Origin of the sequence: Corynebacterium kalidii (assembly GCF_022869005.1) — a bacterium.
GTDB lineage: Bacteria > Actinomycetota > Actinomycetes > Mycobacteriales > Mycobacteriaceae > Corynebacterium > Corynebacterium kalidii.
In genome coordinates this window covers 192,991-206,811 of record NZ_JALIEA010000017.1, presented here as the reverse complement: position 1 = coordinate 206,811, position 13,821 = coordinate 192,991, and the positions used below count along the sequence as shown (strand labels likewise).

Below are 13,821 nucleotides of genomic sequence, written 5' to 3'. Positions count from 1 at the left end.
GTCAGACCCCCCCGCCGATGATGCCCGAGGGGAGACTCAGGCCGAGCGCCACGTCGAAGGCGAGGTAGGCCACCGACCCCATGAACAGTGAGACCAGGATGTCGAACACGGGACGGCGGGAGCCGAACCCGCGGGCCACGCACCAGAACAGCAGTCCGGAGGCGAGGATCCAGCCGAGCCACGGCAACAGGACAGCGAAGGCGAGGAAGCCCAGGACCGTCCACCCGAGGGCCGGGAAGTCCGAGTGGAAGCGCGTGGTCTGCTCGGCCGCGCCCTCGACGTGCTCCGGGCGGCGGATGATGCCCACGGCGATCACCGTCGCCAGGACGAGACCGATGACCCCGATCAGGGTCGGGAAGAACCCCGGGCCGGGGAAGGCCGCGTCGGCGGCGTCCATGGACATCGAGCCGATGATGAGGAAGAGGCTGAATCCGGCGATCACGACGGGCATGACCAGCCCGGACCTGCCGGCCCAGACCGTGCCCGCACCGACCGGTGTCGTCGTCCGCGGTTCCGCGGTGTCGCTTGTGGTGGTCATCGTCCCATCTCCTCGAACAGGGTGGTGATCCGGTCCGTCTCGGACTGGACGTACTGGTCGAGCTCCTCGCCCTCCAGTGGTGCCTCGCGCCAGTAGTTGCGTTCCACGGTCTCCTGCCATTCCGGGGTCTCGACGGCTTCGGCGACGATCTCGCGGAGTTCCTCGACGTCCTCGTCGCTGGCGGAGGGCGGGGCGAACAGGACACGCCAGTTGGTGATGGTCACGTCGAGCCCCTGCTCGGTGAGGGTCGGGATCGCCTCGATCTCCGGGCTACCGGAGAGGCGCTCCTCGGCGACGACGCCCAGCACCCGCAGCCGGCCGGACTCGACCTGCGGGTAGATGTCGGCGAAACCACCGGCGGTGATGTCCGCCGTGCCGTTGAGGAGGGCCTGGATGGCCTCACCGCCACCGTCCGAGGGGATGTAGGTGGTCTCGGAGACGGGGACACCGAGTTCCAGCGCGATGTCGGTCATCACCAGCTGGTCGAAGGAGCCTCCCCCGGTCCAGGCCAGCGAGCCGGCGTCCTGCGTCCACGCCTCGGTGACGTCGTCCATCGACTCGAAGGGCGAGTCGGCGGGGACGGCGATGATGTCGTACTCCTCGAGCACCTTGGCCACCGGGGTCACGTCCTGGATCCTGGAGGGGGTGCCGAACTGGACCTGTGCGGTGATGTGGCCGGAACCACCCACCATGAGGTTGTTGGCCTCCGGCTGCTGGGCGAGGACACCGATGCCGATGGTGCCGCCCGCCCCGGGCACGTTGACGACCTGGACGTTGTTGACGATCCCGTTGGTTCTCAGCGTCTGCTGCAGCTCACGCTGGAACGTGTCCCAGCCACCGCCGGCGGCAGCCGGAGCGATCAGTGACATGTTGCCTCGGACGTCCGTGCCGCCCGAGGCCGACCGGATCGAGAAGAAGGACGCCGTCCCGATGACGATGACCGCGATGACGGCGAAGACCGCGGTGCCGACCGTGCGTGACCGGGGTCTCGCCTGCCCCGGGGGTTCTGCGGCCGTGGGCTGATTCATTGGAGCTCCTTCACAGGCCCCGGGGGAAGGAGCCGGGGCGCGTGGTTCGGATGACAGTGGTACCGGACTCCGCCGGGCACCGGTGTGGTGCACGCCGCCGACGCGGCGGTGTGCACGGCGGGGTCAGGCGAGGCCGGTCCGTGGACGCCCTCAATCATCGCAGCAAAGTGTTCACCCGACAAAAGCGCAGGACCCGTCCCGGGGCGGTTAGACGCCGTCGGCGCCACCGGACCCGGCGAGCCGCGCCCGGACGCCGTCGAGGATGACCTCGAGGCCGTAGCGGTAGACCGCGTCCGGGTCGGTGACGGCCTGGTATCTCTCCCCCACCGCCGAGCCGACGCGCCCGGAGACCGGGAACTCGTCGCCGCGCATGACCTGTGAGAGGACCGGCTCGTTGGCCTGCCACCACTCGACGTCGCTCTGGCCGGAGGTTCGGGCGAGTTCGCGGGCGTTCACGCTGGCCGCGGCGCTGGCGACGGCATGGGACTCCACCAGCGCCACGGTGTGGTCCATGGCCACGTCGTCGAGTCCGCACCCGTCCAGCGCCGCGAGCTGCCATTCATACCGTTCCGAGACGTTCGGTCCGATCAGCGGCCGGTGGCGCTGTGCACTGAGCAACCACGGGTGCCGGTGGATCTCCTCCCAGGCGACCCGGGAGAGCTCCCGCAGCCGCTCGACGACGACCGTCGCCGAGGTGGCGGGGCCGTCGAACACGGGGAGCTCGGCCCTGCCGGTCACCTGGTCGACCATGAGGCCGAGCAGTTCGTCGCGGCCGGGGATGTAGGTGTAGAGGCTGGCGGCCGAGGTATGCAGTTTCTCCGCGATCTTGCGCATGGAGACCGCCTCGACCCCGGCGGTGCCGGCGGCGTCGGCGTCCTCGATGGCGGCGTCGACGACCTCATCGACGGACCACTTCTTGCGGGGGCCGCGCCGACCCGCCTCCTCCCCCAGGCGGTGGCGCCAGACCAGTCGGAGCATCCGGTCGGATTCCCGGTTGTTGTCGGTGTCCATGTTGACAGCCTACTCCGAACAGCGTACGTTAATCACTCCCCTCAACACCGTACACCGTTAGGAGTTATTGGTGAGTTCAGACTCCCCACCCGCAGTCCACGCAGAACACCTGGTCAAGACCTACGGTGACCAGCGGGCACTCGACGACTTCACCCTCTCCGTCCCCGCCGGCAGCATCCACGGCCTGCTCGGGCCCAACGGCGCCGGCAAGACCACCGCCGTCCACGTCTTCACCACCCTGACCTCCCTGACCGGCCGGGACGCCGGCACCGCCCACGTGGCGGGGACCGACGTCCGGGACGCCGCCGCGGTACGCGCACGCATCGGCTTGGTCGGCCAGTACGCCGCGGTGGACGAGGTCCTCGGCGGCCGCGAGAACCTCGTCATGTTCGCCCGGCTCCTGGGGCTCCGACGTCACGACGCCCGTCGGCGGGCCGATGAACTCCTCGGGCAGTTCTCCCTCACCGACGCCGGCGACCGGCCGGTCGCCGGGTACTCCGGTGGTATGCGTCGACGCCTCGACATCGCCGTCGCCCTCATCCGGCATCCCGAGGTGCTCTTCCTCGACGAGCCCACCACCGGCCTCGACCCGCGCGGACGCACGGACGTCTGGGAGGCCGTCCGGCAGGCCGCACACACCGGCACCACCGTCCTGCTGACCACCCAGTACCTGGAGGAGGCCGACCGCCTGGCCGACCGCGTCTCGATCATGGCGTCCGGCCGGGTCATCGCCGAAGGCACCCCCGCCGACCTCAAACGCCGCCACGGCGGCGACCGCGTCGACGTCACCTTCGCCCCGGACGTGACCCGCACCCAGGTCACCGACGTCCTTCCCGCCGGCCCGGCCGGGACCGCACTGTCGGTCACCGAGTCACCCGACGGGCTGCACGCCAGCATGCCCGCGCCCGGGGGCACCGGGACCATGGTCGACATCCTCCGTCGTCTCGACGCCGCGGCCCTGACACCCACCGACATCGCACTGCGCCGCCCCACCCTCGACGACGTCTTCCTCTCCGTCACCGACCCCTCCCCGAAGGAGAACCGATGAACAGCGTCACCGCCGGACTGGTCCTGACCTCCCGGGAACTGCGGCACTGGCGCCGACAGCCACTCACCCCGGTCTTCAACATCATGTTCACCGTGATGCTCCTGCTGATGTTCTCCCTGCTCTTCGGCGGGTCGATCACGCTACCGGGCGGCGGGGACTACATCGACTTCCTGCTTCCCGGCATGATGGCGCTGACCATGATGTTCGGCGTCGAGGCGACGACGCTCGCCATGGCCGCCGACGCGAAGAAGGGCATCACCGACCGCTTCCGCTCACTGCCCATCGGGGACGCCTCGGTCGCCGTCGGCCGGGTGGGGGCCGACATGATCACCTCGGCGGTGGAGCTGGCCGTCCTGCTCGGCGGCGGACTCCTGCTGGGGTGGCACGTCACCGGAAGCGTCGGTGACGCGGCCCTGGCCGTGGCCCTGCTGCTGTGGTTCCGGTTCGCCGTGCTGTGGATCGGGATCTACCTGGGACTCACGGTCGGACGACACGCCGGGGCCACGACCATGGTCCAGGTGCTGGTGTGGCCGGTCGGCTTCCTGTCGACCGCCTTCGTCTCCCCCGAGTACATGCCCTCCTGGCTAGCGCCGCTGGCCACATGGAACCCGGTGTCCGCCACCGCCACGGCCGCCCGCGACCTCTTCGGCAACCCCGTCGGCTTCTCCGGAGGCGTACTCGCCGACCATGCCGTCCTGGCGGCCGTGCTGTGGCCACTGGCGCTGGTGGCGGTCTTCCTGCCGCTGTCGGCCCGGGCCTACCGCACCCTCAGGAGGTGAGGCCGACGGCGGCGGCCGCGTGCACAGCGTCGGTGAGGACGCCGAGGGTGTCGGACTCCAGGCGCCAGTGCTGCCAGTACAGGGGCACCCGGACGACGTCCTCGGCCAGCCGCACCATCGTGCCCGCCTCCACGTACGGCGACGCCGCCGCCACCGGCACCAGCGTCCACCCGAGCCCGGCCACCACCGCGTCGTTGAGCCCCTCGAAGCTGGGGATGCGTGAGACCCGGCGGTCCGGACGCGTCGCCACACCCCGTGGCCCCAGCACGCTGTCGGTCATCCGGTCGTGGGGTCCGATGACCAGCAACGGCAACGACGCCCACGCCTCGTCGCCACGTCCGGCCAGGCCCTCGGCGAGCTCACCGGCGAGCCCCGGGGACCCCACCGGCCAGTAGGCCAGGGTGCCGAGGGCCTCGACGACACACCCGGCGACCGGTTCCGCCTCGGCGGTGACCACGCCCATGCAGTCGCCCCGGCGGAGCATCGCCAGGGAACGTTGCTCGTCCTCCAGGTTGAGTTCCAGCGACATGCCGCCGGCCTCGGCGACGTGGCGCAGGACGGGCCGGAACCAGGTGGCCAGCGAGTCCGCGTTGACCCCCACGCTCACCGGGCGCTCACTGACGCGTCCCCGCAGCCGGTCGTCGGTCTCCGACTCCAGCAGGCGCATCCGCCGCGCGGTCTGCACCAGGACCTCCCCGGCGTCGGTGACCCCGACCGGTGAGGTACGCCGGACCACGACCCGGCCGACGTCGGACTCCAGGGCCTTGATCCGCTGGCTGACCGCCGACGGGCTGACACCCAGCCGCGCCGCCGCCGCCTCGAAGCTCCCCTCGTCGACGACGAGCAGCAGCGTATCCATGTGACGTGGCATCATGAAGCACATCTTAGCTGTCAGAAGAATATCTTTCTTGTCTTCACCACGGCCGGTTCCTAGGCTCTGCGTCGTGGTCAACGACAGTCTCACCCCCGCCTTCTCGAACCTCCCGGTGCTGCACATCGCGCTCGCCGGCCTGGTGTTCCAGCTCTCGGTCATCGCCGCCGTCGGCCCGCAGAACATCGTGCTGCTCAAACAGGGCGTCCGACGCCACGGACTGGCACTGGTGGTCGGCGTCTTCATCCTCGGCGACCTGATCCTTCTGCCGCTGGGCACCGCCGGCGTCGGCGTGGTCACCGACCGACTCCCCGTCCTGCTGGAGATCCTGCGGTGGGGCGGGGTGGCCTACCTGCTCTGGTTCGCCACGACGTGCCTACGCGACGTCAAAAACCCCCGCGGAATCGACAGCGGCCCGACTCCGGACGACGACGCCGACGACACCGACGACGCCGACGACACCGACACGTCCACCCCTGTCGCCGACACTGTCCCCGACACCGGCACCGGCGCCGGTGGTCAGGTCGCCACGGCGACACGGACCGTCCGGGTCCGCAGCCTGCAACGCCAGCGCCGGCAGAACCGGCAGAACCAGCAGGGACGCACCCTCGCCCTCGCCGCGCTCCCCACCGCGATGGCGGTGACCTTCCTCAACCCGGCGGCCTACGTCGACGGCATCGTCGTCTTCGGCACCATGGCCAACCAGTACGACGACGCCGGGCGGTGGATCTTCACCACCGGGGCACTCGTCGGCTCCACCCTGTTCTTCCTCGTGGTCGGCTACGGTGCCCGGCTGCTGAGCCGCCCCCTGTCCAGCCCGCGGGTGTGGCGCTGGATCAACCTGGGCATCGGCCTGCTGATGATCGGCATGGCCGCACGGCTGGCACTGGGCTGACCGGCCGCCGTCATCCCCCCGCCACTGGGGTCAGAACGGGCTTCCCCCGCCGACCGCCAGCCACAGTCCCGCAGCACCGGCAAGCCCGACGACGAAGAAGACCCATGCCGAGGCCAGCGGGCGTGTGGCCCACCCCCGCGAGACGTCGGCGGAGTACCGGCCCGGCCCCGTGAACGTCAGGACCAGTCCGGCGAGCCCCGTCAGCCCCCAGTACTGCACCTGCGGGCTGAGGGTGTAGGGCCAGTAGCCCGAATCCCAGAGCGAGACGTTGTGCAGCGCCAGGAACCCCGCGACCGCCACGGTCAGCGCGCCACCCACCGGGGTGAGGAGCCCGAAGACCAGCAGCCCGCCCGCGACGATCTGCGCGACCGGCAGGGCGACAGCCAGGATGTCGGCGACGCTATACGCCGACAGCGTCTGCTCGAGGGCGCTGATACCGGGGTCCCCACCGAAGGCGAACAGCGTCTGCAGACCACGGACCACGAGGAGTCCGCCGATGACGACACGCAACAGGAACAGACCGAAGTCCAGGGTCCCCCGACGCGGGTCCCCGGCCGGCGTGTCCGCCGCGGCCGGGTCGGCGTCGGTACGGGGATCGTCGGGGAACACCGGTGACACCGGTGTGGTGACCGGGGCGTCCTCCGCCGGCCGGGTTCCTGCCGGCCCGACGGCGAAGACCGACGTCTCGGCCGATTCCTGGCCGTCACCTGCCGCCGCGGACGGGGCCCCCGTGCCGTCCGTGCCGACCGTTCCGACCGTGCCGTCCGTGCCGTAGGTGGCTCGCCCCGACGCCCCGGCCTGGCCGCCGAACACGAGGGTCTGGTTCTGGTCGTCTGCCCCGGGGTTCGCCCCGGTGTAGGCGGGGTCGACGCCTGCGGCACCGAAGACCTCCGTCTTCGTGTCGTCGGCCGGTTCCTGGGGTCGCACCGGCTCCGCGGAACGCGGCTCGATGCGCTGCGGGCGCGCACGCCCGGACACCGCGTAGATGTCACGCTTCGGTTTCGCGGGACTGACCGGGTCCGTCAGGTCTGTCGCGTCAGCCGGGTCAGCCGGGTCAGCCGGGTCCGCCGGGTCCGCCGGGTCCGGTTCGCCCTCCGGCGCCTGATCGTCACCGTGGTCGGCCACCGCCGAGACCTCTGCAGGCTCCGTGGGCTCCGGGTGCGCGGGGGTCTCCGCCCGCGGCACGTCCAGCGGACGTGTCACGTCCGGAACGTCGATGCCGTCCGCCGCGTCGATGGCGTCGAACAGGTCGTCGTCCCCGTGGTCCACCCGGCCGGACGGAGTCGTCGACGCGTCGTCACCCGACGCGCCCGACTTGCCCGACTTACCCGGTGTGCGGTCAAACAATCCCATGGTCTCCCACCTTCTGCGCCGCCGGCGTGGTGACCTCTGGCGCCGGATCTCGTGCTGGTCTGTGTGCTCGTTTCCGCATGGATACGTGCGTCAAGCCTAAGCTAGAACCCGGGCACGACAGCGTAGGAACACGGTATGTCGCCTCCTACCGGCTGCCGGCGGTCTCCGGCCCCCGCAGTCGGCCCCGGACAGAGACAGACACTGACAGACACTGACAGACACTGGCAGACACTGGCAGAGACAGACAGCAACCGAAAGACGACTCCAGGAGGTCACCATGGGCTACGTCGCCAGCGGCGCCGAAGGCTTCAACAGGGACATGAACTACATCGACGACCGGGTCGTCGCCGACCCCTCCGGCTTCGACCCGGCGACGACCGCGTCGGGCCAGGGCCACCCCTGGCCCGTCGAGGCCGGACGCTACCGTCTGGTCGCCGCGCGGGCGTGCCCGTGGGCACACCGTGCGGTGATCGTCCGCCGTCTCCTCGGGCTTGACGGCGCCGGCGATCCCGACCAGCCCGCGCCCCTGTCGCTGGGGCTCGCCGGCCCCACCCACGACTGGAAGTCCTGGACCTTCGACCTCGACGTCAACTCCGTCGACCCGGTCCTGGGTATCGGACGGCTGCGGGACTGCTACCTGCACCGCTACGCCGACTACCCCAAGGGCATCACGGTCCCCGCCCTCGTCGAGGTCGAGACGACGTCGGTGGTGACCAACGACTTCCGGACGATGGTCCGCGACTTCGTCACCGAATGGACGCCCCTGCACCGGGACGGCGCGCCCGACCTCTACCCCGCCGGGCTGCGGGACGAGATCGACGAGATCTCCGACCGGGTGTTCCGTACCGTGAACAACGGCGTCTACAAGTGCGGGTTCGCCGGTTCACAGTCTGCCTACGAGAAGGCGTTCGCGGAGCTCTTCGCCACCCTCGACATGCTCGAGGAGCGCCTCGGGAACCGGCGGTACCTGGTCGGCGACCACATCACGCTGGCGGACATCTACCTCTTCGTCACGCTGGTCCGCTTCGACATGGTCTACCACGGGCACTTCAAGTGCAACCGCTACACGATCTCCAGCCGGCCGAACCTGTGGGGTTACCTCCGCGACCTCTTCCAGACCCCCGGTTTCGGCGACACCACCAACTTCGGTCAGATCAAGGACCACTACTACATCGTCCACACAGACGTGAACCCCACCGGGGTCGTGGCCGTGGGGCCTGACCCGGCGGGGTTCCTCACCACCCACGGGCGTGAGCGGCTCGGTGGATCACCGTTCGGCGAGGGGACCGCACCGGCCGCACCGCGGCCGGAGGACGTCCGGCCCGGCGACGGCGCCTGAGCCCCGGCGCCTGGCCCCCGCCACCAGGACAACTACAACGCGGCGGTGATCGCCTCGACAGACTGCTTGGCATCCCCGAGCAGCATGTCGGTGTTCTCGTTGAAGAACAACGGGTTCTGCACACCGGCGTACCCCGAACCCATCGACCGCTTGAACACCACGACCTTCTCGGCCTCCCACACCTTCAGCACCGGCATACCGGCGATCGGCGAACCGGGCTCCTCGGCGATCGGGTTGACCGTGTCATTGGCACCGATGACCAGCACCACGTCCACCTCACCGAAGTCGTCGTTGACCTCGTCGAGCTCCAGGACGATGTCGTAGGGCACCTTGGCCTCGGCCAACAGCACGTTCATGTGGCCGGGCAGACGACCCGCCACCGGGTGGATACCGAAGGTGACGTCCACCCCCTGCTCACGTAGCTTCGCCACCAGCGAGGCCACCGGGTACTGCGCCTGCGCCACGGCCATGCCGTAACCCGGGGTGATCATCACCGACTTGGCACCCTTGAGCAGCTCGGCGGTCTCCTCGGCGGAGACCTCGGTGTGCTCACCGTAGTCCCGGTCGTCACCGGCGGACGCCTCGGAGCCGAAACCACCGAGGATCACCGAAATGAACGAACGGTTCATCGCCTTGCACATGACGTACGACAGGTAGGCACCGGACGAGCCGACCAGCGAACCGGTGATGATCAGCAGCGGGTTCGCCAGCATGAAACCGGCGGCCGCGGCGGCCCAGCCCGAGTAGGAGTTCAGCATCGAGACAACCACCGGCATGTCGCCACCACCGATCGCGGCGACCAAGTGCACACCCAGCGCGAGCGACAGCACCAGCATCACGCCCAGCAGCGTCCACGACACCGCCGGGTTGTCGACACCTGCGGCGATGAACACGCCCATCCCGACCAGGGACACGACGATGACCAGGACGTTGAGCAGGTTGCGCCCCGGCAGCGTCAGCGGCGAACCGCTGATCTTGCCCGACAGCTTCAGGTAGGCCACGATCGACCCGGTGAGGGTCACCGAACCGATGAAGATACCGAGGTAGATCTCACCGAGGTTGAAGCCGGCGACAGGCTCGCTGGAGCCGGACTTCTCGATGAAGGAGTTCACACCGATCAGCACCGCGGCCAGACCCACGAAGCTGTGCAGCATGGCGATCAGCTCGGGCATGCCGGTCATCTCGACCTTGCGGGCCCGGGGGATGCCGATGGCCGCACCGATGAGCATCGCCACGGCGATCAGCAGCAGGGTGACCACGGCGCCACGGTAGGACTCCGGGTCGTTCTCCGAGGCGACGACCGCCTTGACGATCGTGGCGACCAGGGCGATGGTCATACCGGCCATACCGAACCGGTTTCCACGCGAGGCGGTCTGCTGCTTGGCCAGACCGGCCAGCGCCAGGATGAACAGCAACGCCGCGACGATGTACGCCAGGTTGGTGATCTTGTCCGTCCATTCCAGGACAGTGGGGTCCAACGCCCCCTCGTCGACGGCCGAGCCGGCCGCGAGAATCAGCTGGTTCATGTCAGTTGCCTCCCTCGAACATGGTGAGCATGCGCCTGGTGACGAAGAAGCCACCGAAGATGTTGATCGAGGCGACGACAATGGCGATGAAGGCCAGGACCGACACGGCGATATTCGACGAACCGACCTGGAGTATCGCACCGACCAGGATGATGCCCGAGATGGCGTTGGTCTCACTCATCAGCGGGGTGTGCAGCTTGTGGGTCACCGCGGTGATCACGTAGAAGCCCACCACCACGGCGAGCATCAGCACCATGTACTCGTCGGCGACCTCCAGCGGGCTGACCAGCACCAGGGCGATGCCCAGCAGACCCGCCAGCAGCTTCCACGGCAGCGACGACTTCGCCGGGGCCTCGTCCTGCCCGACCGCCGCGGTCTCCGCCGCCGGCGACGGCGCCGGCGCCGGCGCCGCCGACACCTTCACCGGAGGCGGCGGCCACAGGATGTCGGCGGACGCACCGGCACCGTCGCCGTCCGTCGCCTTGGTCACGGTGATGCCACGCACGATCTCGTCGTCGAGATCCAGCACCACGTGGCCGTCCTTACCCGGGGTCAGCAGCTTGAACAGGTTGACCACGTTCTGCCCGTACAGCTGCGACGACTGCGCCGGAAGACGCCCGGCGAGATCGGTGTAGCCGATGATCTTCACACCGTTGTCGGTGGTGGTCACCTCACCGGGCACGGTGAGCTCACAGTTACCGCCGTTGGCCGCAGCCATGTCCACGATGACCGAACCCGGCTTCATCTTCGCCACATCCGCCGCCGTCAGCAGCACCGGCGAGGTACGCCCCGGGATGTTCGCCGTGGTGATGACGATGTCGGCGGCCGCGGACTGCTCGGCGTAGAGCTTCGCGGCAGCGGCAGCCTGGTCCTGGGTCATCTCCTTGGCGTACCCGTCGTCGGACTTCTCCGCAGCGGTGGGGATCGCCACGAACTCCGCACCCATCGACTCGACCTGCTCGGCGGTCTCGGGGCGCAGGTCGGTGGCCTTGACCACCGCACCCATGGAGTTCGCTGTACCGATCGCCGCCAACCCGGCGACACCGGTGCCGATGACGTAGACCGTCGCCGGCGGGACCTTACCCGCCGCGGTGACCTGCCCGGTGAACAGGCGCCCGAAGGTGTTCGCCGCCTCGATCACGGCACGGTACCCGGCGACATTGGCCTGGGAACTGAGTACGTCCATCGACTGTGCCCGGCTGATGCGCGGAACGGTGTCCATCGCGATCGCCGTGACGTTCTTCGCCGCCAGCTCGGCGACGAGGTCGTCGTTGCGGGCCGGTGCGAGCCGGGAGATCAACATCGCACCGGGCTTCAGCGCGGCACGCTGGTCAGCGGATGGGACATCGAGAGTGGTGACGATGTCGCAGGACCACACGTCCTGATCGACGATCGTGGCGCCGGCGGCCTCGAACTGGCTGTCGGGGAAGTTCGCCTCGTCTCCTGCGCCGGCCTGGACGGCCACGTCGTAGCCGAGCTTGATCAGCTTCCCGACAGTGTCAGGCGTCGCAGAGACCAAGGTTTGCGGTTCCCGGGGGATACCTATGAGCAACGGAGGGCTCCTCTGGTGCGTGGCCGATCGTCCCGGAACGTCGCGGAGCCCCTCCCGGAAGGTGTCGGGCGACTCCATGCTGAGTCCGGACGTCGACCCTGTCATCAAGTACACGTCTGTTAACGTCCGGTTTATTATGCACTTGTAGGCGACTTCCCAACAGAGGTTCCGGGATTTTGTCCGAATCTCGCCCATAACGCCACATAATCACCCCCGAAACGACCGATATTCCACCCCCGTCGTCACTTTCCCGGAGCAGTTCACCGTTTCTCACCCCAAAGAAACCTCGGTGACGATACGATCCGCCCCCTGGTACGCCGGATCAACCCCACCCCCGCGGGCCGACCCGGCCGTCCGTCAGCCCAGCTTCGTCGCGATGAGCTTGTTCACCTGTGCGGGGTCGGCCTTTCCGCGGGTGGCCTTCATGACCTCACCCACGATGGCCCCGGTGACCTTCTTGTTGCCCGCACGGTACTTCTCGACGATGTCCGGGTTCGCGGCCAGGGCGTCGTCCACCGCCTTCTCGATCGCGCCGTCATCGCGGACGACCTCCAGGCCGCGTGCGGCGACGACCTCGTCGACGTCACCTTCCCCGGCGAGGACGCCGTCGACGGCCTTCCGGGCGAGCTTGTTGGTCAGCTTGCCCTCCTTCACCAGGGCGGAGACCCGGGCGACCTGCTGCGGCGTGATCTGCAGCCCGTCCAGGTCGACGCCTTCCTCCTTCGCCTTCTGCGACAGGTAGGCGACCCACCAGCTGCGGGACTCGGCCGCGGTGGCCCCGGCCTCGACGGTGGCGATGATCAGGTCGAGGGCGCCGGCGTTGACCAGGTCGCGCATCTCCTCGTCCTTGAGGCCCCACTCCTCCTGGATACGGGCACGACGGATCCAGGGCATCTCCGGGAGGGTCTCACGGATCGACTCGACCCACTCCGCCGGGGCCAGCACCGGCGGCAGGTCCGGGTCGTTGAAGTAGCGGTAGTCCGCCATCGTCTCCTTGACGCGACCTCGCGAGGTCGTGCCGTCGGCCTCCTGGTAGTGGCGCGTCTCCTGGATGATCTCCACGTCGTTGACGATGCAGGCGGCCTGACGCTGCATCTCGAAGCGCACCGCCTGTTCGACCGACTTCAGGGAGTTGATGTTCTTGGTCTCGGTACGGGTGCCGAACTCGGTGGTCCCCACCGGACGCAGCGACAGGTTGGAGTCGACGCGCATGGACCCCTGGTCCATGCGGGCGTCGGAGACCTCGAGGGCCTTGACCAGGTCGCGCAACGCGGTGACGTAGGCGCGGGCGATCTCCGGGGCCCTCTCCCCCGCGCCCTCGATCGGCTTGGTGACGATCTCGATCAGGGGGATGCCGGCACGGTTGCAGTCCACCAGGGAGGCGGTGGCACCGTGGATACGGCCCGTGGCGCCACCCAGGTGGGTGAGCTTTCCGGTGTCCTCCTCCATGTGGGCGCGCTCGATCTCGATGCGCCACTCGGTACCGTCGTCCAGGACGATGTCCAGGTAGCCGTCGTGGGCGATGGGCTCGTCGTACTGGGAGATCTGGTAGTTCTTCGGCTGGTCCGGGTAAAAGTAGTTCTTCCGGGCGAAGCGGGAGTACGGGGCGATCTCGCAGTTCAGCGCCAGGCCGATCTTGATGGCCCACTCCACGCCCTGGCGGTTGACCACCGGCAGGGCACCGGGGAGTCCGAGGCTGCACGGGTCGACGTTCGTGTTCGGCGCGTCACCGAACTCCGCGGACGACGCGGAGAACATCTTCGTCCTCGTGGCCAGTTCAACGTGGACCTCCATACCCATCACGGGGTCGAAGCGCTCGAGCACCTCGTCGAAGTCCATCACATCATCGGAGTAATCGTTCACCACGGCAGTCATGGTGGT

12 protein-coding genes are annotated in these 13,821 nt (G+C 69.0%); 4 read left to right on the top strand and 8 right to left on the bottom strand.

The window, feature by feature from the left end; all coding sequences use genetic code 11:
- Window position 1: 1 nt before the first annotated feature.
- The 3 genes from MUN33_RS11760 to MUN33_RS11750 form a co-directional block, all read right to left on the bottom strand.
- Window positions 2-538 (bottom strand): tripartite tricarboxylate transporter TctB family protein, encoded by a 537-nt coding sequence (locus MUN33_RS11760; protein WP_244805100.1) that lies wholly within the window; start codon window positions 536-538, stop codon window positions 2-4.
- Complete coding sequence (locus tag MUN33_RS11755; protein WP_244805099.1) at window positions 535-1,566, bottom strand: tripartite tricarboxylate transporter substrate binding protein; 1,032 nt, start codon at window positions 1,564-1,566, stop codon at window positions 535-537. Before MUN33_RS11755 ends, MUN33_RS11760 begins: the two co-directional genes overlap by 4 nt.
- Window positions 1,567-1,773: 207 nt before the next feature.
- Window positions 1,774-2,577, bottom strand: coding sequence for a TetR/AcrR family transcriptional regulator (locus tag MUN33_RS11750; protein WP_244805098.1), 804 nt, complete (start codon window positions 2,575-2,577; stop codon window positions 1,774-1,776).
- A 70-nt stretch (window positions 2,578-2,647) separates the two neighbouring features.
- Here MUN33_RS11750 and MUN33_RS11745 point away from each other — a divergent pair, with 70 nt between their 5' ends.
- A complete protein-coding gene (locus MUN33_RS11745; RefSeq protein ID WP_244805097.1) occupies window positions 2,648-3,625 on the top strand; it encodes an ATP-binding cassette domain-containing protein in 978 nt (325 codons plus the stop codon).
- Window positions 3,622-4,404, top strand: a complete 783-nt coding sequence (locus MUN33_RS11740; RefSeq protein ID WP_244805095.1) for an ABC transporter permease — start codon at window positions 3,622-3,624, stop codon at window positions 4,402-4,404. The genes MUN33_RS11745 and MUN33_RS11740 overlap by 4 nt, the downstream gene beginning before the upstream one ends.
- Here the strand turns inward: MUN33_RS11740 and MUN33_RS11735 are convergent.
- On the bottom strand, window positions 4,394-5,278 hold the full coding sequence (locus tag MUN33_RS11735; RefSeq protein WP_244805094.1) for an ArgP/LysG family DNA-binding transcriptional regulator: 885 nt from the start codon (window positions 5,276-5,278) through the stop codon (window positions 4,394-4,396). The genes MUN33_RS11740 and MUN33_RS11735 overlap by 11 nt on opposite strands.
- 70 nt (window positions 5,279-5,348) lie before the next feature.
- Between MUN33_RS11735 and MUN33_RS11730 the strand changes: the two genes are divergently transcribed.
- Window positions 5,349-6,170: a LysE/ArgO family amino acid transporter gene (locus MUN33_RS11730; protein WP_244805093.1), complete on the top strand. Its 822-nt coding sequence runs from the start codon at window positions 5,349-5,351 to the stop codon at window positions 6,168-6,170.
- Window positions 6,171-6,200: 30 nt separating this feature from the next.
- On the opposite strand, the gene MUN33_RS11725 is transcribed toward MUN33_RS11730, so the two are convergent.
- Window positions 6,201-7,523, bottom strand: coding sequence for a DoxX family protein (locus MUN33_RS11725; protein ID WP_244805092.1), 1,323 nt, complete (start codon window positions 7,521-7,523; stop codon window positions 6,201-6,203).
- Window positions 7,524-7,800: 277 nt separating this feature from the next.
- Here MUN33_RS11725 and MUN33_RS11720 point away from each other — a divergent pair, with 277 nt between their 5' ends.
- Window positions 7,801-8,862 carry a glutathione S-transferase family protein gene (locus MUN33_RS11720; protein WP_244805091.1) on the top strand — a complete coding sequence of 354 codons (1,062 nt, stop codon included), beginning with the start codon at window positions 7,801-7,803 and terminating at the stop codon, window positions 8,860-8,862.
- A gap of 32 nt (window positions 8,863-8,894) precedes the next feature.
- On the opposite strand, the gene pntB is transcribed toward MUN33_RS11720, so the two are convergent.
- The 3 genes from pntB to gatB all read right to left on the bottom strand — a co-directional run bounded on the left by pntB (window position 8,895) and on the right by gatB (window position 13,815).
- Window positions 8,895-10,388 (bottom strand): Re/Si-specific NAD(P)(+) transhydrogenase subunit beta, encoded by a 1,494-nt coding sequence (gene pntB / locus MUN33_RS11715; protein WP_244805090.1) that lies wholly within the window; start codon window positions 10,386-10,388, stop codon window positions 8,895-8,897.
- Window position 10,389: 1 nt separating this feature from the next.
- Complete coding sequence (locus MUN33_RS11710; protein ID WP_244805089.1) at window positions 10,390-11,940, bottom strand: Re/Si-specific NAD(P)(+) transhydrogenase subunit alpha; 1,551 nt, start codon at window positions 11,938-11,940, stop codon at window positions 10,390-10,392.
- Window positions 11,941-12,297: 357 nt separating this feature from the next.
- Entirely contained in the window at window positions 12,298-13,815 is a 1,518-nt protein-coding gene (gene gatB, locus MUN33_RS11705) for an Asp-tRNA(Asn)/Glu-tRNA(Gln) amidotransferase subunit GatB (RefSeq protein ID WP_244805088.1), read from the bottom strand.
- Window positions 13,816-13,821 lie beyond the last annotated feature (6 nt).

What these genes read in the sequence shown, in the direction of transcription:
- MUN33_RS11760 (WP_244805100.1), bottom strand. Translation starts at nt 538, where the DNA reads ATGACCACCACAAGCGACACCGCGGAACCGCGGACGACGACACCGGTC.
- MUN33_RS11755 (WP_244805099.1), bottom strand. Translation starts at nt 1,566, where the DNA reads ATGAATCAGCCCACGGCCGCAGAACCCCCGGGGCAGGCGAGACCCCGG.
- MUN33_RS11750 (WP_244805098.1), bottom strand. Translation starts at nt 2,577, where the DNA reads ATGGACACCGACAACAACCGGGAATCCGACCGGATGCTCCGACTGGTC.
- MUN33_RS11740 (WP_244805095.1), top strand. Translation starts at nt 3,622, where the DNA reads ATGAACAGCGTCACCGCCGGACTGGTCCTGACCTCCCGGGAACTGCGG.
- MUN33_RS11735 (WP_244805094.1), bottom strand. Translation starts at nt 5,278, where the DNA reads ATGATGCCACGTCACATGGATACGCTGCTGCTCGTCGTCGACGAGGGG.
- MUN33_RS11725 (WP_244805092.1), bottom strand. Translation starts at nt 7,523, where the DNA reads ATGGGATTGTTTGACCGCACACCGGGTAAGTCGGGCAAGTCGGGCGCG.
- MUN33_RS11720 (WP_244805091.1), top strand. Translation starts at nt 7,801, where the DNA reads ATGGGCTACGTCGCCAGCGGCGCCGAAGGCTTCAACAGGGACATGAAC.
- pntB (WP_244805090.1), bottom strand. Translation starts at nt 10,388, where the DNA reads ATGAACCAGCTGATTCTCGCGGCCGGCTCGGCCGTCGACGAGGGGGCG.
- gatB (WP_244805088.1), bottom strand. Translation starts at nt 13,815, where the DNA reads ATGACTGCCGTGGTGAACGATTACTCCGATGATGTGATGGACTTCGAC.